The sequence below is a fragment of the Streptomyces sp. Root1304 genome, from assembly GCF_001426405.1.
Classification (GTDB): domain Bacteria; phylum Actinomycetota; class Actinomycetes; order Streptomycetales; family Streptomycetaceae; genus Streptomyces.
Map to the genome: position 1 here is coordinate 444,058 of NZ_LMEP01000001.1, position 17,345 is coordinate 461,402.

The window sequence follows — 17,345 nt, forward strand, 5'->3', positions numbered from 1 at the left end:
ACCGACATCCGGGCCCGCCTTCGGGACCCGCGCTGTGGAAGCGCTCACACCCAGAGGGTCGCGATGAAGATGTTCGCCGTGGTCAGACCGCCGACGGCGGCGAAAAGGCCCTTGTCGACCTTCTCCTCGTCCCGCTTGACGTAGACGAGGCCGAGGACGACCACGAGGATCAGCAGCTTGATCCCGACCTTGAGGTTGTTCACGGTCTGGTCGTCCGCCTGGTTGAGGCCGACGAGGGCGACGCCCGTGACCAGCATGGTCAGCGCGCCGTGCAGCATCGCGGGGCTGAAGCGGGCCGTACCGGAGCCCATCGCCTTCATCTGGGTGAGGAAGCCGCCGAGGAGGGAGGCGATCCCGATGATGTGCAGGGCGACGAAGACATTGATGAGTACGTCCATGAGGCGGAGCCTAACGGGGCCCTAGCACCGCGCTCCGGCCGGGTCCACCCACTCCCGCGCTTCGGTCGGGCGGGCACCGGAATGTCCCCGGCCCCTCACTCCGGGCGAAAGAGTTCGGTCCCCGACACGTCAACTGACGCCAATAGCGATCAACCCTCCGCCCCGCCGTGACCCCAGGTTTAGCGTCCTGGACCAGGTGGCCGGCTCCCCACCACCGCCGGCGATCCGGCGGTTGTCGGTCACCCCCGCCGAGAAACCCGGCGGCGGGCCGTCTCCCCTGTGGCGGCCCGCCGTCGGCCCCGGTGGGCCCTGCCCCTCGAACAGAGGATGTGACCGCCCTCGTGGCAGCACACCGAAAACCCAGGCAGTCCCCGCTCGGCCGCCCGGCCGTCCGCACCGCCGCCACCCTCGCCCTCGCCTCCGCGGCGACCACGACCCTCTTCGAAGGGTCCGGGCACGCGGACCCCCGGCCCACCACCGCCCAGGTCAAGGCGAAGGTCGACCGGCTCTACGAGGAGGCCGAGGCCGCCACCGAGCGGTACAACGGGGCGAAGGAGAAGGCCGACGAGGCCCGCGCCGCCTTCGACCGGCTGCGCGACGAGGCCGCCCGCAGGACCCAGCGCCTCAACACGGCACGCGACGGGCTCGGCGCCATGGCCGCCGCCCAGTACCGCACCGGAGGCCTCGACCCCGCCGTGCAGCTGGCCCTCACCTCGGACCCCGACGAGTACCTGGAGCGCGCCGCCCTCGCCGAGAAGGCGGGCAGCCGGCAGGCCGCCGCCGTCACCGCCGTACGGCGTGAGCTGGGAGCGATCCGGCAGCTCCGCGGCGAGTCCGCCGGACACCTCACCGCACTCCGCCGCAACGAGGCGGAGCTCCGCCGCCAGAAGGCCGCCGTCCTCGGCAAACTGACCGAGGCCCGCACCCTCCTCGCCCGGCTCACCGCCGAGGAACGCGCCCGCTACGAGGCCGCCGCCGCCGGCCGCGACGGCACCACCAGCACCTCGGCCGGGAACGGCACATCCGGCGGTACCTCCACCGGCGGCTCCGCCATGACCCGCGCCGACCGCTCCTCGGGCGGCGACCGCGGCCCCGTCACCGCCCCCACCGGACGGGCCGCCCAGGCCATCTCCTTCGCCCGCGCCCAGCTCGGCAAGCCGTACGTATGGGGCGCGACCGGCCCCTCGGCCTACGACTGCTCCGGCCTCACCCAGGCGGCCTGGCGCGCCGCGGGCGTCTCCCTGCCGCGCACCACGTACACCCAGATCAACGCCGGTCAGCGCGTCTCCCGGTCCCAGCTCGCCCCCGGCGACCTGATCTTCTTCTACTCCGGCATCAGCCACGTCGGCCTCTACATCGGCGGCGGCCAGATGATCCACGCCCCCCGCCCGGGCGCCCCGGTCCGCATCGCGCCCATCGACGAGATGCCCTTCGCGGGAGCCACCCGAGTCGCCTGACACCCCCACCCCGGGCTCGGACCGGGGTGCGGCCTCCGCCCGGCTGCGGTCGAAGGTCCGGGCTGCGGGTTCGGAACTTCAGACCAGGCGGCGTGCGGTGGCCCAGCGGGTCAGTTCGTGGCGATTGGAGAGCTGGAGCTTCCGCAGCACCGCGGAGACGTGCGACTCGACCGTCTTCACGGAGATGTAGAGCTGCTTGGCGATCTCCTTGTACGCGTACCCCCGGGCGATCAGCCGCAGCACCTCCCGCTCCCGCTGGGTGAGCCGGTCCATGTCCTCGTCCACCGGCGGCGCGTCCGTCGACGCGAAGGCGTCCAGGACGAAGCCGGCGAGCCGCGGCGAGAACACGGCGTCGCCCTCCTGGACCCGGAAGATCGAGTCGACCAGGTCGGTGCCGGTGATCGTCTTCGTGACGTAGCCGCGGGCACCGCCCCGGATCACCCCGATCACGTCCTCGGCCGCGTCCGAGACCGAGAGGGCCAGGAAGCGGACCGGGTCCTCCGCCGCTCCCATGAGGTTCGCGCAGCGGCGCAGCACCTCGACCCCACCGCCGCCCGGCAGGTGCACGTCGAGCAGCACCACCTCGGGGCGGGTCGCCGTGATCACGGTGACCGCCTGGTCGACGTCGGCGGCCTCGCCGACCACCTCGACGCCGGTCACGTCGGTGCGGCCGATCTCCGCCTGCACTCCGGTACGGAACATCCGGTGGTCGTCGACGAGCACCACCCGCACCCGGCGGTCCGTGCCCGCCGCCCCCGCGTCGGCTCCGGCCGCTGTCCCGGTGTCGTCGCTCATCCGTCCGCCCTCTCCATCTCAAGCTCCACTTCGGTGCCCCCGTCCGGAACGGACCGCAGCCGGGCCGAGCCGCCGTTGCGCTGCATTCGGCCGATGATCGATTCTCGTACGCCCATCCTGTCCTCGGGCACCGCGTCCAGGTCGAATCCCGGCCCCCGGTCCCGCACCGAGACGAAGACCCTGCGGCCCTCCACCTCGGCGTACACCTGCACGGCCCCGCCCTCGCCACCGTACTTGGCGGCGTTGACCATCGCCTCGCGCGCGGCCTGCATCTGTGCCACCAGTCCGTCGTCGAGCGGGCAGTCGCCCACGACGACGACCTCCAGCGGCACTCCGTGCTTGTCCTCGACCTCCGCCGCGGCTCTCTTCACCGCCTCGGCGACCGTCCCGGGCTCCTCGTCCTTGTCCTTGCCCGTGCCCTCGGGCTTGTAGAGCCAGTTCCGCAGCTCCCGTTCCTGGGCGCGGGCGAGGCGGCGCACCTCGGCCGCGTTCTCGGCGTTGCGCTGGATCAGGGTGAGGGTGTGCAGCACCGAGTCGTGGACGTGGGCCGCGACCTCGGCGCGTTCCTGGGCGCGGATGCGCATGGTCCGCTCCTCGGTGAGGTCCTGGGACATCCGCACCAGCCAGGGGCCGGCGAGGAGGGCTATGCCCGTGAGGACCGCGACGGCGGCGGTGAGGGCAGTGCCGAGCTGGGCGACGGACCCCCGGACCACCACGAAGACGGCGAGGCCGGTGCCGACCAGGGCGACACCGACGAGCCCCCGCGTGACATGGAAGGCCCGGCTGTGTCGCCCGCCGTCGGTCCAGCTGGCCCGCCGGGCGTTGTCCGACTGGCGCCAGACGACGGCGAGACCGGCGCCGATGAGGAGGACGGGCCAGACGTACCGTCCGGACTCGCTGTCGATGTTGATGTTCCCGATGAGGGCCGCGCTGCCTATCGCGAGCGCTATGAGGGCGAAGACCTGCCCCCGGTCGGGCTTGCGCAGTCTGCGCCGGCCGTCCGAGGTGACCTCGAAGACGGGGCGCGGGGCGGCCCGGCCGCCCACGCCCAGCGGGACGACGATCCAGAAGGCGGCGTAGACCAGCAGACCGAGGCCGTCCATGAAGGTGAGGACGAGGAACGCCACCCGCACCCACACGACCGGCAGTCCCAGATGCCCGGCGAGGCCGCGTGCGACACCGCCGAGCCACCGCCCGTCGGCGCTCCGGTAGAGCTTGCGCACGGGCGGTTCGTCGGTGTCGGTGACACGAGCGGATGCGGACATGCACCGATCGTCACACGTTCGGCCCGCCCGGGGCATCAGGGTCCGCCCTGAGATCGTCCCTGGTACGGCATCAGGGAGAGGGGTCCTCCGAATATCAGGGTCGGGCCAGGGTCGATCCCGGTGCCGCTCGACGTCACGGGCGGTCACCATGGAGGCATGACGAGTTCGATGCCTTCGCAGCACGAGGCCCCGCCGCCGGCGGAGGCCGAGGCCACCCCACCCCTGCGGCGCTCGCGCGGCAGCAAGGTCGTGGGCGGTGTCTGCGGTGGTCTCGGGCGGTACTTCGACCTCGACCCGGTGATCTTCCGGGTCGCGTTCGGTGTGCTGGCGGTGCCGGGCGGGCTCGGACTGATCTTCTACGGCTTCGCCTGGCTGCTGATCCCGCTCGCGGGCGACGAGGAGAACGAGGGGCGCAGAGTCCTGACCGGCCGGGTCTCCGGGGCCTCGCTGGCCGCGCTGCTGATGGCGCTGGTGGGCTGCGGGATCTTCCTCTCGATGCTGCACAGCGGGTCGATGCTGGGCTCCGCCCTCCTGCTGTCCTTCGTGGTGTGCGCGGCGGCGGTGTGGTCCCGGCACCGGCAGGCCGGCGCGGTGGAGCCCGAGGGCCGGGTGGAGTCGGCCGCGGCCGCCCTCGCGGTCTCCGAGGCACCGCCCGAGACCAAGGCCCCGCCGCTGGCCGATCACCCGTCCTGGTGGAGGGACCCGATAGTCAAGGACGGGTCGACGGGCAAGGTGGCCATCGGCTATCTGTGGGGACCGCACGGCGTCCTCGACGAGGACGGCCGGGTGAACGGCGAGGTGCCGAAGCCCGGCAGCCAGTGGGGGCCGCCTCCCGCGGCTCCCGGCCGGCCGGAGCCGTCGGTGCGGCGGAGTCCGCTGTCCATCGGTGGTCTCGTGTACCTGCTCGCCCTGGTGGCGGCGGTCACCGGCACCGCGCTCACCTGGGAGACGGAGCCGCTCGGCACGAGTCTGCAGACCGGTCTGGCCGCCGCCCTCGCGGTGTTCGGTCTCGGCCTGGTCGTCAGCAGCTTCCTCGGCCGGACCGGGTTCGGCACGATCTTCCACACCGTGATCACGGCGGGTCTGCTGGCCCTGGCGACGGCGCTGCCCACCGAGATCACGACGGATTGGGTCCGTGACACCTGGAGACCGACGTCGGTCACCGCCGTGCAGTCCCACTACGAGCTCGGCACCGGCGTCGGCACGCTCGATCTGTCGGGGCTCCCGCTCCCGGCGGGAGCGACCGTCTCGGCGTCGGCGGAGGTGGGCGCGGGGCAGCTGAAGGTGATCGTCCCGAAGGACGCGGTGGTGAAGCTGCACGCCGAGGTCGGACTCGGTGATCTGCAGCTGCCCGGCGAGACCCCCAACGACATCGACATCGCGCCGGACCGCGATGTGACCCGCACGATCCAACCGCCTGCCGGGACCACTCCGGCGGGCACCCTGGACCTCTCGCTCGAGGTCGGCATCGGACAGGTGGAGGTCACCCGTGCTGCTTCATGAGTTCCGCCCCGGCCGGCTGCTCGTCGGCCTCACCGCCCTCGCGCTGGCCGCGGTCTACGCCGGGGACGCCGCCGGGTCCTGGACGACCCCGTGGTACGCGGTGTTCCCCGTGCTCGGCGGCGGCCTGGGAGTGGCCGGCATCGCGACCTGGGTGGCCTATCGAATACGGCGTCGCACGGCCAGGAGCCGGTCCAGCGACAGCACCGACGCCCCGGCGAGCAGCAGCGGGAGCCAGGACATCAGATAGGCCAGATCGTTGCCGAGGTAGTACGGATTCACCTGCCAGCTCACGGTCAGCCAGAGGCTCAGGGAGATCAGTGCGCCGCCGAGCGCCGCCACGCGGGCGTAGAGACCCAGCAGGGTCCCGATCCCGACGGCGAGCTCCCCGAAGGCGATGGCGTAGCCGAATCCGGTGGGGTTCTTGAGGGCGACGTCGACGAGGGCGGGGAGGGCCGAGGAGTCCCGGACGCCCCGCATCATCTCGCCGATGGAGCCGCTGCCGGAGTCCGCGAAGAAGGCGGAGTCCGTGAGCTTGTCGAGTCCGGCGTAGATGAAGGTGATCCCGAGGAAGAGCCGGAGAGGAAGGAGCGAGTACCGGGAGGCGACCGCCTTCCACCCGTCGATCCCACCGAGTCCACCGAACCGGCCGGCACCGGTCGCACCACCGGAGTCACGAGCGGCACCGGAGTCAGCAGCAGCACCGGAGCCACCGGTGCCGTCGGCACCGCTGCCGCTTCCGCTGCCGCCGAACCCGTCGGCCGGGTCGTACTCCTGGCCCGCGCGGCCCGCCTGTCCCGTCATCGTCGGTCACCTCTCCACACCCCGTACGGCTGTTCGCGGAACGATTCTCCTCGCACCGCCGCTCCGGGGACACGCCAAGGGGCCGGATGCGCAGTCCGGTCTTCAGTCCACCACGTCGATCGCGACGCGGTTGGTCTCCACGCCCGCCGCCGTCACGACCGACACCTCCACCCGGCCGGGTTCCACGTCGGCGGGGAGGGGGACGGTCAGGGACGTGTCGGTGGGGTTGGCGAAGCCGCCCGGGACCGGGACGAGTGGCACGTGGGCGTGGACGGGGCCGATGCGGACCACCAGGCGGGTCAGCGGGTCGGGGGCGCCGGCACCGGGCGGGACGAAGCCGTAGCCGCGGATCTCGATGTCGTCGCCCGTGCGGATCGGGGCGTCGAGATCGCCGGCCTCCCGGGACCGGACCACGGAGTGGATCGTGGGGGGGACGCCCTCGGTGAGCTTGGCGGCGAGGTGCCAGGCGGCCGAGACCCCGAGGAGCACCACCAGGGACCAGGGAACTTCGGGGAGCCGCGAGGGGTCCTCGGCGAGGCCGAAGGCCGTGAGGGCGAGGACGGCGACGGAGACGAGGAGGTACTGGACGTCGGCGAGAGCGGCCCGGCCGCTGTCGTCGCAGAGCAGGTCGGCGGCGCGGGGACGGTCGGCGCGCACCTTCTGGAGGCGGCCGGCCGCGATGCCCGCGGAGACGACGAGGCGGGCGGTCACGGTGACGGCCGACACCAGGGCGAGGACGGTGAGGAGGCCCGCGCCGCGGGCCAGGGCGAAGGCGGCAGCGCCCGGTGACAGGAACGCCAGGAAGAGGAGGGTGAAGGCGAGGAGCAGGAGCCAGGCGGCGGCGACGGCGCGGGTGGTGGAGAGCCGGTTGTCCTCACCGACCAGGGGGGCGAGGAGGCCGCCTCGGGCCCGGTGGGTGTGGGCGGCGGCGCTGAGAAGCAGGGCGAGGACCACGGCGGTGCAGAGGCCGGCCGTGCGGGCTCCGGTCCAGCCGGCCTCGATCGCGGTGAGGGCCTGGCCGAGGAGGAGGGCGAGGGCGGCGCCCCAGACGGCGCCGAGGCCGCCGCGGCGGACCCGGTCGAGCCAGGCGCCCCCGGCCTCGCGGCCGTGCACGGCGACCGCGCGGGCGGACTGGGCGAGCTCGTCGGAGACCCACTGGCGGGCGGCGACCGGGGAGTGGGCGACGGCCGCGGGGACGCCGTGTCCGGCGGCGAGTTCGTCGCGCCGGGCGAGGAAGGCGGCGACGGCGCGCCGGTGGCCGGCCTGCCCGCAGTGGGCGCAGCCGGCGCAGGCCGTCCCGTGTTCGCCGTACTGTCTCGCCTCTTGAACCGCCACGGTGCCCACTTCCCGAGCTCACTTCACGACACGTGCCGGTGCGCCCCGAATGGTCAACCAGCCGTTGATTCACCGGAATTGTGTCGCACCGGCGGCTTCCGCGCGTGCCGCGTGCGCCCCGCCGGAGAGTGATTGCCGCGCCATCTCATTGACGTACAGAAGGGTGAAGCGATGGTGTTACGACAGGAGTTCGGGCTCCGCTCGGCTGATCCTGCGCCAGAGCGGCTGGTAGTTGATCCAGGCGACGAGGTCGCTGCCGAGCTGTTCGCGGGTGGCGACGGCCTCGCGGTGGTCGATCAGGACGGGTTTGCCGGCCGCGCGCGCGGTCAGCTGGACCTGGGCGCAGCGTTCCAGGGCGATGAACCACCAGGCGGCCGCGTCGACGGAGGTGCCGACGGTGAGGAGGCCGTGGTTGCGGAGGACGATCGCCTTGAACGCGCCGAGGGCGACGGCGATGCGGCGGCCTTCCTCGGCGTCCACGGTGACGCCCGTGTAGGCGTCGTAGAGGGCGTGGTCCTGGTAGAAGGCGCAGGCCTCCTGGGTGATCGGGTCGAGGAGTTCGCCGAGCGCGGCGAGGGCCCGTCCGTGGAGGGAGTGGGTGTGGGCGACGGCGACGGCGTCGGGCCGGGCGCGGTGGACCTGGGCGTGGACGGTGAACGCGGCCTGGTTGACGTGCCGGCCGCCCCGGAGGACCTGGCCGTCGCCGTTGACGAGGATGAGTTCGCTCGCGGTCACTTCTTCGAACGGGGCCCCGAAGGGGTTCACCCAGTAGCAGTCGGGGTGCTCGGGGTCGCGGGCGCTGATGTGGCCCGAGACGCCCTCCTCGTATCCGAAGCGTCCGAAGAGCCGGAGTGCGCCCGCGATCCGCTGTTTGCGGTGGGTGCGTTCCTCCTCGGCCGTCGCGTGGACGGGCGGCATGGCGAAGTGGAGCCGTTCGAGGGGGACGGGGTCGGGTATCACGCTCATGCGCCGGAAGGTAACGCCCGGCCGGTCAACTCACCAGAGCCCGGACGGACCGAACGACGAAGCCGCCGCCCCCGGTCGTGCGGGGCGACGGCTTCGGCCGGCTCAGGGGGCGGGAGCGACTACTCCCACTCGATGGTGCCCGGCGGCTTGCTCGTGATGTCGAGGACGACGCGGTTGACGTCGGCGACCTCGTTGGTGATGCGGGTCGAGATCTTGGCCAGTACATCGTACGGGAGACGCGACCAGTCGGCCGTCATGGCGTCCTCGGAGGAGACCGGACGGAGGACGATCGGGTGGCCGTAGGTGCGGCCGTCGCCCTGGACGCCCACGGAGCGGACGTCGGCGAGCAGGACGACCGGGCACTGCCAGATCTCTCGGTCGAGGCCGGCCGCGGTGAGCTCCTCGCGGGCGATGGCGTCGGCCTCGCGCAGCAGGTCCAGGCGGTCCTTGGTGACCTCGCCGACGATGCGGATGCCGAGGCCGGGGCCGGGGAAGGGCTGGCGCTGGACGATCTCGTCGGGCAGGCCGAGCTCCTGGCCGACCATGCGGACCTCGTCCTTGAAGAGCTGGCGCAGCGGCTCGACGAGCTCGAACTCGATGTCGTCGGGGAGGCCGCCCACGTTGTGGTGGGACTTGATGTTGGCCGTGCCGGTGCCGCCGCCGGACTCGACGATGTCCGGGTAGAGGGTGCCCTGCACGAGGAACGCGACCTCGGGGCCGTCCTCCTGGAGGATCTCCAGCTGCGCCTGCTCGAAGACGCGGATGAACTCACGGCCGATGATCTTGCGCTTGGTCTCCGGGTCGGAGACGCCGGCGAGGGCGGTGAGGAAGCGCTCCTGGGCGTCGACGACCTTCAGGTTGACGCCGGTCGAGGCGACGAAGTCCTTCTCGACCTGCTCGGTCTCGCCCTTGCGCATCAGGCCGTGGTCGACGTAGACGCAGGTGAGCTGGGAGCCGATGGCCTTCTGGACGAGCGCGGCGGCCACGGCGGAGTCGACGCCGCCGGAGAGGCCGCAGACGGCGCGCTTGTCGCCGACCTGGGCGCGGATGGCCGCGACCTGCTCCTCGATCACGTTGCCCGTGGTCCAGCTGGGCTCGATGCCGGCGCCCCGGTAGAGGAAGTGCTCCAGGATCTGCTGGCCGTGGGTGGAGTGCAGCACCTCGGGGTGGTACTGGACGCCGTAGAGCTTCTTCTCGTCGTTCTCGAAGGCGGCGACCGGCACGACGTCCGTGGACGCGGTGACGGTGAAGCCCTCGGGGGCGGCGGAGCAGGCGTCGCCGTGCGACATCCACACGGACTGCTCGACCGGGGTGCCCTCGAAGAGGGTGGAGCCGGCCTTGGAGACGTGCAGCTCGGTGCGGCCGTACTCGCGGGCGCCGGTGTTGTCGACGGTGCCACCGAGGGTCGTCGCCATCAGCTGGAAGCCGTAGCACATGCCGAAGACGGGGACGCCCGCCTCGAAGAGGGCGCGGTCGAGGCGCGGGGCGCCTTCCGCGTACACGGAGGACGGGCCGCCGGAGAGGATGATCGCCTTCGGGTTCTTGGCCAGCATCTCGGCCACCGGCATGGTGGACGGGACGATCTCGCTGTAGACCCGGGCCTCACGGACGCGGCGGGCGATGAGCTGGGCGTACTGGGCGCCGAAGTCGACAACGAGGACTACGTCCGGGTTGGTGACGTCGGGCGCGGCAGCGGGGGTCGCTGATGACACTTCGGCGGCCTTCCGGCGGTAGGAGGGTGGGTCCCCCGAAGGGGGGTGCTATTTGTCGATTCTACCGGCGCGCCGGTGGCGCTTTTCGTCTCACCATCCGAACCCGGTTCGGTCCCGCTCCGTACGGGGGTCCATACTGTCGGCATGCGCGAGTTCACGACCTACGTCTTTACCTATGGCAACCGGCCCACCGGCTGCCATGGTCGTGCTGCTTGAGCAACTGACAAGCGACTTCCCAGGCGCCCCGGGCTGACAGCCCGGGGCGTTCTGTCGTTCCGGGCCGGGTCGCCCCGGGGTCATCCGCATCGGTCCGGCGCCGCCGGGACCGTACGACACCCCCAGGAGCACCGCCATGACGACGAACACCGCCACCCCCGAGAAGACCGGCGCCCGCACCGACGAGGCGGCGACGCTGATCGGGGGCGCCCGGGAGCGGATCGACGCGCTGGACGACCGGATCATCGGGCTGATCCAGGAGCGGATGGCCGTCTCGGCCGTCATCCAGGAGTCCCGGATCTCCTCGGGCGGCCGCCGGGTGAACCTGGCGCGCGAGATGGAGGTCCTCGCCCACTACCGGGACGCGCTGGGCAAGCCGGGCACGGCGCTGGCGATGACGATGCTGGAGCTGTGCCGGGGCCGCATCTGACGGGAGCGGCGGCGGCCCGGGGCGCGGGCAGCACACCTCGGCGCGGCGGCCCGGGGCGCGGGCAGCACACCTCGGCGCGGCGGCCCGGGGCGCGGGCAGCGCGCCTCGGACCCGCCAGGGGCCGCGCCGGGCACGCACCGGGGTGGCTGCCCGGATCTGAGTTCGGGCCCGCTCTCACCCGTACGGCGCGTGACCGGCTCCGAGTCGGCTTCGTTGGTCCGGGTGTCCGTGCCAGCCAGGGGCGGGCCCGTAAGAAACCACGCGTGGCTTCGCTGGGGCGTGTGGCGTACCTCTGGTACGTCGTGGGACCTCGCACCAGCGCTTGTGACCGGACAGCAGGGGACAGCAGTCCGGTCGCCCAGAAGGAGCGGTCGATCCCGGGGACGCTCGGGGTCGGCCGCAACCGGCTCATCCGGCCGCGGCCCCCGCGACCGCCAGCAGCGTACGAACCCCGTACTCCGTACCGACCCGTCCCCCTCCCCTCTCCCTCCCCACGCGGCGCAACCCCCGGCGCCGCCCCGCTCGGCACCGCCGCTGCCCTGACACCGGTGCCGACCCCCAAGGGCCCCGTGCCGCGACCGGAATCGCGCCACGGGGCCCTTGCCCGTGCGCCCGGACACCCCTCACCCCGTACGTGACGCGCGTCACACGAAGAACCTGTGCAACCGCTACAACCATCCCCGGCGGTCGCGGGTCATCTATGCAGCACCACCAAAGCTGGTAAGGGCGCTGCACTCGGAGGGGGGTGCAGCGCCCTTTACCTGTTCACCTGTCCCGCGAGCGGGTCACTCCGCCTTCGGCGGGACCGTCGGGATGCCGAGGAAGGGCAGCCGCAGGGCGCCGAAGGCCTCGGCCGGGACCACGGGGGACTTCGGTTCGACCGCCGAGAGCCGTACGTACGCCTCGCCCTGGCGCGGCCGGGTGTCCTCGTCGCCCTTGTTCGGCCAGAAGGACATCGCCCGCTCCGCCTGCGCCGTGATGGTCAGGGACGGGTTGACGCCGAGGTTGGCCGAGACGGCCGCGCCGTCGACGACGGAGATCCCGGGGTGCCCGTAGAGCCGGTGGTACGGGTCGATGACGCCGGACTCGGCGTCGGAGCCGATGGGGCAGCCGCCCAGGAAGTGGGCGGTGAGCGGGGTGCCCATCAGTTCGCCGACGTTGGAGCCGGGGAAGCCGTTGATCTCCTCGGCGAGGAGGGTCGCGGCCCGGGTGGCCTCCGGGATCTGGACCGGGTTGGGCGCGCCGTGGCCCTGGCGGGCGGTGAGCAGGCCCTTTCCGAGGCCGCCGGGCTTGCGGTAGGTCGTCAGGGAGTTGTCGAGGGACTGCATGACCAGGCCGATGATGGTCCGCTCCGACCAGTGCCAGTTGGAGAGCGAACGGGCGGCGAGCGTGGGGTGCCGGAGCAGGTTGAGGAACCAGTTGCGCACCCGGTGGGCCCCGTAGGGGACCTGGAGGACGGTCAGGCTGCCCATCGAGTTGGAGCCCTTGCCGTACCGCACGGGCTCGATGTGGGTGTTGGTGTCGGGGTGGACCGAGGAGGTGATGGCGACGCCCCTGGTGAAGTCGGCCTTCTCCTTGCCGTGCTTCCTGCGGTAGCGCCGGTCGGTGGTCTGGGCGCCGACCAGGCCCTCGGAGTTGGTGCGGGTGAGTTCGCCGAGGCGCTGCGAGATCCGGGGCAGCAGCCCGCTGTCCTTCATCCGGTGCAGCAGGGTCTGGGTGCCGTAGGTGCCGGCCGCGACGACCACCCGGCGGGCGGTGAAGGTGCGGCCCTTGCCCTTGCGCCGCTGGTCGGTGGGGAGGGTCTTCACGGCGAAGCCGCCGCGCGAGTCCTCGGTGACGGTGACGACGGTGGTCATGGGGTGGACGGTGGCGCCCGCCTTCTCGGCGAGGTGGAGGTAGTTCTCGTTGAGGGTGTTCTTGGCGCCGTGGCGGCAGCCCGTCATGCACTCGCCGCACTCGGTGCAGGCGCGCCGGGAGGGGCCCGCGCCGCCGAAGTAGGGGTCCGCGACCTCGCCGCCGGGCTTCGCCTTCGCCGTACCGTCGGCGTCGTCGCCGTCACCGAAGAAGACGCCGACCGGCGCCATGTGGAAGGTGTCGCCGATTCCCATGGCCTGCGCGGCGGACTTCAGGTGCACGTCGGAGGGGGTCATGGTCGGGTTGAGGCGGACGCCGAGCATGCGCTTCGCCTGGTCGTAGTAGGGCCCCAGCTCCTCCTGCCAGTCCGTGATGTCCTTCCACTGCGGGTCGTCGAAGAACGGCTTCGGCGGTACGTAGAGAGTGTTGGCGTAGTTGAGGGAGCCGCCGCCGACGCCGGCGCCCGCGAGGACCATGACGTTGCCCAGCAGGTGGATGCGCTGGATGCCGTAGAGCCCGAGGGCCGGGGCCCACAGGAAGTTCTTCACGTCCCAGGAGTTCTTCGGCAGGGTCGCGCGGGTGAAGCGGCGGCCGGCCTCCAGGACGCCGACCCGGTAGCCCTTCTCGGTGAGGCGGAGGGCGGTGACCGAACCGCCGAAGCCGGAGCCGACGACGAGGACGTCGTAGTCGTAGCCGTCCCCGGAGCCGTCGCCGTCGCCGTACGAGCCGTTCTCGGGCTGCTCCTGATTTTGGGTAGGGGGTAGCGCGGTCATGGCTCTCCTCGTACGGAAAAGGGCGAAAAGGGGCGGGGCGGATCCGGGATCAGCGCAGGCGCAGGGCCTTCATCGCCTTCAGGGACGTGCTCATGAACGCGGCGTACTTCTCGTCGTCCATCCCGAAGGAGGGCGCGAGCGGGATCAGCCGCTGCTGGGCGACGGTCTGGGCCTCGGTGTACTTGAGGATGCCCTCGGAGCCATGGCGGCGGCCGAGGCCGGAGTCCTTCATGCCGCCCATCGGGGACTGCACGCTGCCGTAGGCGGGGGCGTATCCCTCGTTGATGTTGACGGTGCCGGTGCGCAGCCGGGCGGCGACGGCGTGGCCGCGGCGGGCGTCCTTCGTCCAGACGGAGGAGTTCAGGCCGTACGGGGTGCCGTTGGCGAGGGCGACGACCTCGTCCTCGTCGCGGAAGCGGTAGATCGAGACGACCGGGCCGAAGGTCTCCTCGTTGCAGACGGCCATCGGGGCCTCGACGCCGTCGAGGATGGTCGGCTCGAAGAAGAGGGGGCCGATGTCGGGGCGGGCGACGCCGCCCGCGACGAGCGTGGCGCCCTTGGCGACGGCCTCCTCGACGTGCTTCGTGACCGTCTCCAGCTGCCGCTCGCCGACGAGGGAGCCCATGTCCGCGCCGTACGCGAGGGAGTGGCCGAGGCGCATGGCCTTGGTGCGGGCGGCGAAGCGGTCGAGGAAGGCGTCGGCGATCGACTCGTGCACGTAGAGGCGCTCGATGGAGATGCAGAGCTGGCCGGCGGAGGAGAAGCAGGCGCGGACGGCTCCGGCGGCGGCCTTCTCGATGTCGGCGTCCTTCAGGACGAGCATCGCGTTCTTGCCGCCGAGCTCCAGGGTCACGCCGACCAGTCGGGCGGCGGCGCCCTGGGCGACCTCGCGGCCGGTGCGGGTGGAGCCGGTGAAGGAGACGTAGTCCGCGTGCTTGACGACCTCGGGGCCGACGACCGGGCCCTCGCCGATGACGACCTGGAAGACCTCGGCGGGAAGGCCGGCCTCGATGAGCAGGTCACGGGCCCACAGCGCGGTGAGCGCGGTCTCGGTGTCGGGCTTCATGACGACGGCGTTGCCCGCGACGAAGGCGGGGAGCGCGTCGCCGACGGACAGCTCCAGGGGGTAGTTCCAGGGCGCGATCTGGCCGACGACACCGCGGGGCTGGCGCAGCTCGGTGACCTTGGTGAGGGTCGGGACGACGCCGGTGTGGCGCTTGGGGCGCAGGTACGAGGGGGCCTTGCGGCCGTAGTGGCGGGCGGCGACGGCCACCGCCTGCACCTCCTCGTGGGCGTGCAGGCGCGCCTTGCCCGTCTCCAGCTGGATGAGGTCGAGGACCTCGGACTGGCGCTGGAGGACGAGGTCGTGGAAGCGGAGGAGGATCGCGGCGCGGGCCTTGACCGGCGTGGCGGCCCAGGCCTCCTGGGCGGCCCGCGCGCGCGTGAAGGCCTCGGCGACGTCCTCGGGGGTGGACTCGGGCAGGTCCGCCAGCTTCGCCCCGGTGAAGGGGGTGTGGTTGGCGGTGCGTCCGGAGCCGGCGACTCCGCGGGTGAGCCGGGCGACCACCTCGGGCGTCACGACGTCGGCGGCGGTACGCGCGCCGGCGGGCGCGGGCGCGACCGGATTGGTCGCCCCCGCGGGGGCGGCTCCGGCCTTCGCGGCGGGGGCGTCGGGAACCGAGGGGGCGGCGGGGGCCTGCGAGTCCGTCATGAGGCCGAGCGTAGGCCGCGTTCCGCCCTTTGGGTACCCGTCGGTAACGCGTTTTCACCGGGTACTCACATCGCGCCAGCGATCACTGGCACATAAGGCCTGATCAGCGGCTTACGGCCGCCGGGGCGTTTTTGCGGAGATTTTCCGGCACCTCCGGGCGGGCCGGTCCGTCGTCCGCGCCTCCGGCCCCGCCGGTCAGTCGCCCGGCGCCCGCCAGTGCTGGAGGACGATGTCGAACTGTTCCCGGGTCTTCTCCCAGCTCGACTCCGGCGAGGACATGTACAGGGCGTACTCCGTGCCGTCGTCCTCGTAGTACATCAGGTCGATCGCGTGCCGGGGCCCGGGGAAGTCCTTCTTCTCCGTCCAGGTGAACTCCCACTGGCAGGAACGGACCTGGTCGCGGTAGGTGACCTGGCCGAGCTTGATCCGGCTGTAGTCCATCCGCCGCTCCAGGACCCGTTCCAGGTCGAGGGCGTGCATGTACGGATTCTCGAAGTCCGGGTTCCGGTCGATGCTGATCCGGATGCGGTGGTTGCCGTTGTCCGGGGTGTAGTCGATCTGGTCGCCCTCGGTCTGGCGCTTCCAGCCGTCCGGTACGAGGAGGCTGAAGCCCTCGGGGTCGTCGACGCGGTGCCAGCCGGCCGGGACGTCGGTCGCGGGGCCCGGTGTGGACGGGGCGGGACCGGGTCCGGTGGACGTGGTCCGGCCGCCGTCGTTGCCCTCGCGGTCGCCGCCGACGTAGTTCATCGCGGCGAAGACCGCGCCGCCCGCGACGAGTCCGGCGAGCAGGGCCGCCAGGACGGCGGTGCGCCAGCGGCCCCGGCCGGGGGCGGAGGGAGCGGGGGCCAGGGTGGGCGGAGAGGCGGGGTGGGACGACTGGTGGGGGTGAGCGGGCTGGTGGCCGTGGGGCGGCTGGGCCCACTGGGCGGTACGGGCCGGGGCGGGCGTGCGGGAGGTGCCCGACGGGCCGGTGGCGTCCGCCGAACCCGTACCCGTGGCCGTACCGGCGCCCTTCCCCGTGCGTGCTCCGGTGCCTTCGTGGCTCTGCGGGCCTTCGCCGTCGTCCTCACCCAGCTCCACGAGGTCGAGGACGGAGCCCCGCCCCTCCCCCGCCGACTCCAGCTCTTCCCTGGCCACGCGCTGGGTCGGCACGTACGCCTGCGCCGCCTCCGGCGCGCGCCCCTCCATCGCGTCGAGCAGCATCCGCCCGGCCTCGTCCGCCTGCGGCCGCTGGTCCGGGTCCTTGCGCAGCAGGGCCACGATGACGGAGGCCAGCGGTCCGGCCTTCTCCGGGTACGGCGGCTCCTCGGCGACCACGGCCTGCATGGTGCTGATGGGGGAGGTGCGGCGGAACGGCGAGGTGCCCTCCACCGCCGTGTACAGGGTGGCGCCGAGGGACCAGAGGTCGGAGGCCGGTCCGGGGTCGCCGCCCCGCACCCGCTCGGGCGCCAGGTAGTCGATGGAGCCGACGAGTTCACCCGTCCGGGTGATCGTCGCGTCCCCCTCGATCGCCGCGATCCCGAAGTCGGTGATCAGCACGCGCCCGTCGCGCGCCAGCAGGACGTTGCCCGGCTTGACGTCCCGGTGCAGCACCCCGGCCGCGTGGGCGGCGCGCAGCGCGCCGAGGACGTGCAGCCCGATCCTGGCCGCCTCGTGGGGGTCGATCGGGCCCGACTCCTTGGCGGCGTCGGCGAGCGAGGGCCCGTCGACGTACTGCATCACGATCCACGGACGGTCGTCGTGCTCCAGGACGTCGTGGACGGTCACCACGCCCGGGTGCGTGATCCGCGCGGCGGCCCGCGCCTCCTTCTGCGTCCGGGCGTGCAGCACCAGCCGGTCGGCCTCGCCCACGAACCGGCCGGCCGTCAGCTCCTTCACCGCCACCACACGGTGCAGCACCTCGTCGTGCGCGCGCCAGACCTTGCCCATGCCGCCGCGCCCGATGGACTCGCCCAGCCGGTAGCGACCGGCGAGCAACAGCCCGGATCCTGTGCTCTGAGAATGTTCCACTTGCCCCCGCCCGTTCCTTCTGATGCCAGGTTACGGAGGGGGGTACGCGCGACGGAACCTCGGGGCTGCCATAGGAACAGCACTGTGACCGGGGGCCGGTGGACGTTTCGGCGCCCTGC

The 17,345-nt window shown here is 72.6% G+C and carries 13 protein-coding genes; 3 read left to right on the forward strand and 10 right to left on the reverse strand.

The features are described 5' to 3' along the window. Positions 1 to 44: 44 nt before the first annotated feature. On the reverse strand, positions 45 to 398 hold the full coding sequence (locus ASD33_RS01965; RefSeq protein WP_056552198.1) for a hypothetical protein: 354 nt from the start codon (positions 396 to 398) through the stop codon (positions 45 to 47). Positions 399 to 739: 341 nt separating this feature from the next. On the opposite strand from ASD33_RS01965, the gene ASD33_RS01970 reads away from it, so the two are divergent. Further along, positions 740 to 1,855 carry a C40 family peptidase gene (locus ASD33_RS01970; RefSeq protein ID WP_056553752.1) on the forward strand — a complete coding sequence of 372 codons (1,116 nt, stop codon included), beginning with the start codon at positions 740 to 742 and terminating at the stop codon, positions 1,853 to 1,855. 78 nt (positions 1,856 to 1,933) lie between these two features. Here the strand turns inward: ASD33_RS01970 and ASD33_RS01975 are convergent, their stop codons facing one another. Next, positions 1,934 to 2,650 (reverse strand): response regulator transcription factor, encoded by a 717-nt coding sequence (locus ASD33_RS01975; protein WP_056552201.1) that lies wholly within the window; start codon positions 2,648 to 2,650, stop codon positions 1,934 to 1,936. After that, positions 2,647 to 3,915, reverse strand: a complete 1,269-nt coding sequence (locus ASD33_RS01980) for an ATP-binding protein (protein ID WP_107103609.1) — start codon at positions 3,913 to 3,915, stop codon at positions 2,647 to 2,649. Before ASD33_RS01980 ends, ASD33_RS01975 begins: the two co-directional genes overlap by 4 nt. A gap of 156 nt (positions 3,916 to 4,071) precedes the next feature. On the opposite strand from ASD33_RS01980, the gene ASD33_RS01985 reads away from it, so the two are divergent. Then, on the forward strand, positions 4,072 to 5,418 hold the full coding sequence (locus ASD33_RS01985; RefSeq protein WP_079044495.1) for a PspC domain-containing protein: 1,347 nt from the start codon (positions 4,072 to 4,074) through the stop codon (positions 5,416 to 5,418). Between the two features lie 156 nt (positions 5,419 to 5,574). Here the strand turns inward: ASD33_RS01985 and ASD33_RS01990 are convergent, their stop codons facing one another. The 4 genes from ASD33_RS01990 to guaA all read right to left on the reverse strand — a co-directional run bounded on the left by ASD33_RS01990 (position 5,575) and on the right by guaA (position 10,232). Next, positions 5,575 to 6,042: a DoxX family protein gene (locus ASD33_RS01990; RefSeq protein ID WP_056553755.1), complete on the reverse strand. Its 468-nt coding sequence runs from the start codon at positions 6,040 to 6,042 to the stop codon at positions 5,575 to 5,577. 279 nt (positions 6,043 to 6,321) lie between these two features. Further along, positions 6,322 to 7,563 carry a hypothetical protein gene (locus ASD33_RS01995; RefSeq protein WP_079044498.1) on the reverse strand — a complete coding sequence of 414 codons (1,242 nt, stop codon included), beginning with the start codon at positions 7,561 to 7,563 and terminating at the stop codon, positions 6,322 to 6,324. A gap of 168 nt (positions 7,564 to 7,731) precedes the next feature. Further along, positions 7,732 to 8,520, reverse strand: a complete 789-nt coding sequence (locus tag ASD33_RS02000) for a class II aldolase/adducin family protein (protein ID WP_056552210.1) — start codon at positions 8,518 to 8,520, stop codon at positions 7,732 to 7,734. Between the two features lie 119 nt (positions 8,521 to 8,639). Continuing rightward, the gene (guaA, locus tag ASD33_RS02005; protein ID WP_056552213.1) at positions 8,640 to 10,232 is read right to left on the reverse strand and encodes a glutamine-hydrolyzing GMP synthase; all 1,593 of its coding nucleotides are present in this window, start codon (positions 10,230 to 10,232) and stop codon (positions 8,640 to 8,642) included. Positions 10,233 to 10,584: 352 nt separating this feature from the next. Between guaA and ASD33_RS02010 the strand changes: the two genes are divergently transcribed. Then, the gene (locus ASD33_RS02010) at positions 10,585 to 10,878 is read left to right on the forward strand and encodes a chorismate mutase (RefSeq protein ID WP_056552216.1); all 294 of its coding nucleotides are present in this window, start codon (positions 10,585 to 10,587) and stop codon (positions 10,876 to 10,878) included. A gap of 785 nt (positions 10,879 to 11,663) precedes the next feature. Here ASD33_RS02010 and ASD33_RS02015 read toward each other — a convergent pair. The 3 genes from ASD33_RS02015 to ASD33_RS02025 form a co-directional block, all read right to left on the reverse strand. Then, positions 11,664 to 13,505, reverse strand: coding sequence for a GMC family oxidoreductase (locus tag ASD33_RS02015; RefSeq protein ID WP_056552219.1), 1,842 nt, complete (start codon positions 13,503 to 13,505; stop codon positions 11,664 to 11,666). Positions 13,506 to 13,554: 49 nt separating this feature from the next. Further along, on the reverse strand, positions 13,555 to 15,216 hold the full coding sequence (locus ASD33_RS02020; RefSeq protein WP_056552222.1) for a succinic semialdehyde dehydrogenase: 1,662 nt from the start codon (positions 15,214 to 15,216) through the stop codon (positions 13,555 to 13,557). A gap of 195 nt (positions 15,217 to 15,411) precedes the next feature. Then, complete coding sequence (locus tag ASD33_RS02025) at positions 15,412 to 17,226, reverse strand: serine/threonine-protein kinase (protein ID WP_056552225.1); 1,815 nt, start codon at positions 17,224 to 17,226, stop codon at positions 15,412 to 15,414. Positions 17,227 to 17,345 lie beyond the last annotated feature (119 nt).

Excerpts from the sequence above, each read along its gene's own strand:
- ASD33_RS01965 (WP_056552198.1), bottom strand. The coding sequence starts at position 398 with ATGGACGTACTCATCAATGTCTTCGTCGCCCTGCACATCATCGGGATC.
- ASD33_RS01975 (WP_056552201.1), bottom strand. The coding sequence starts at position 2,650 with ATGAGCGACGACACCGGGACAGCGGCCGGAGCCGACGCGGGGGCGGCG.
- ASD33_RS01980 (WP_107103609.1), bottom strand. The coding sequence starts at position 3,915 with ATGTCCGCATCCGCTCGTGTCACCGACACCGACGAACCGCCCGTGCGC.
- ASD33_RS01985 (WP_079044495.1), top strand. The coding sequence starts at position 4,072 with ATGACGAGTTCGATGCCTTCGCAGCACGAGGCCCCGCCGCCGGCGGAG.
- ASD33_RS02000 (WP_056552210.1), bottom strand. The coding sequence starts at position 8,520 with ATGAGCGTGATACCCGACCCCGTCCCCCTCGAACGGCTCCACTTCGCC.
- ASD33_RS02010 (WP_056552216.1), top strand. The coding sequence starts at position 10,585 with ATGACGACGAACACCGCCACCCCCGAGAAGACCGGCGCCCGCACCGAC.
- ASD33_RS02015 (WP_056552219.1), bottom strand. The coding sequence starts at position 13,505 with ATGACCGCGCTACCCCCTACCCAAAATCAGGAGCAGCCCGAGAACGGC.
- ASD33_RS02020 (WP_056552222.1), bottom strand. The coding sequence starts at position 15,216 with ATGACGGACTCGCAGGCCCCCGCCGCCCCCTCGGTTCCCGACGCCCCC.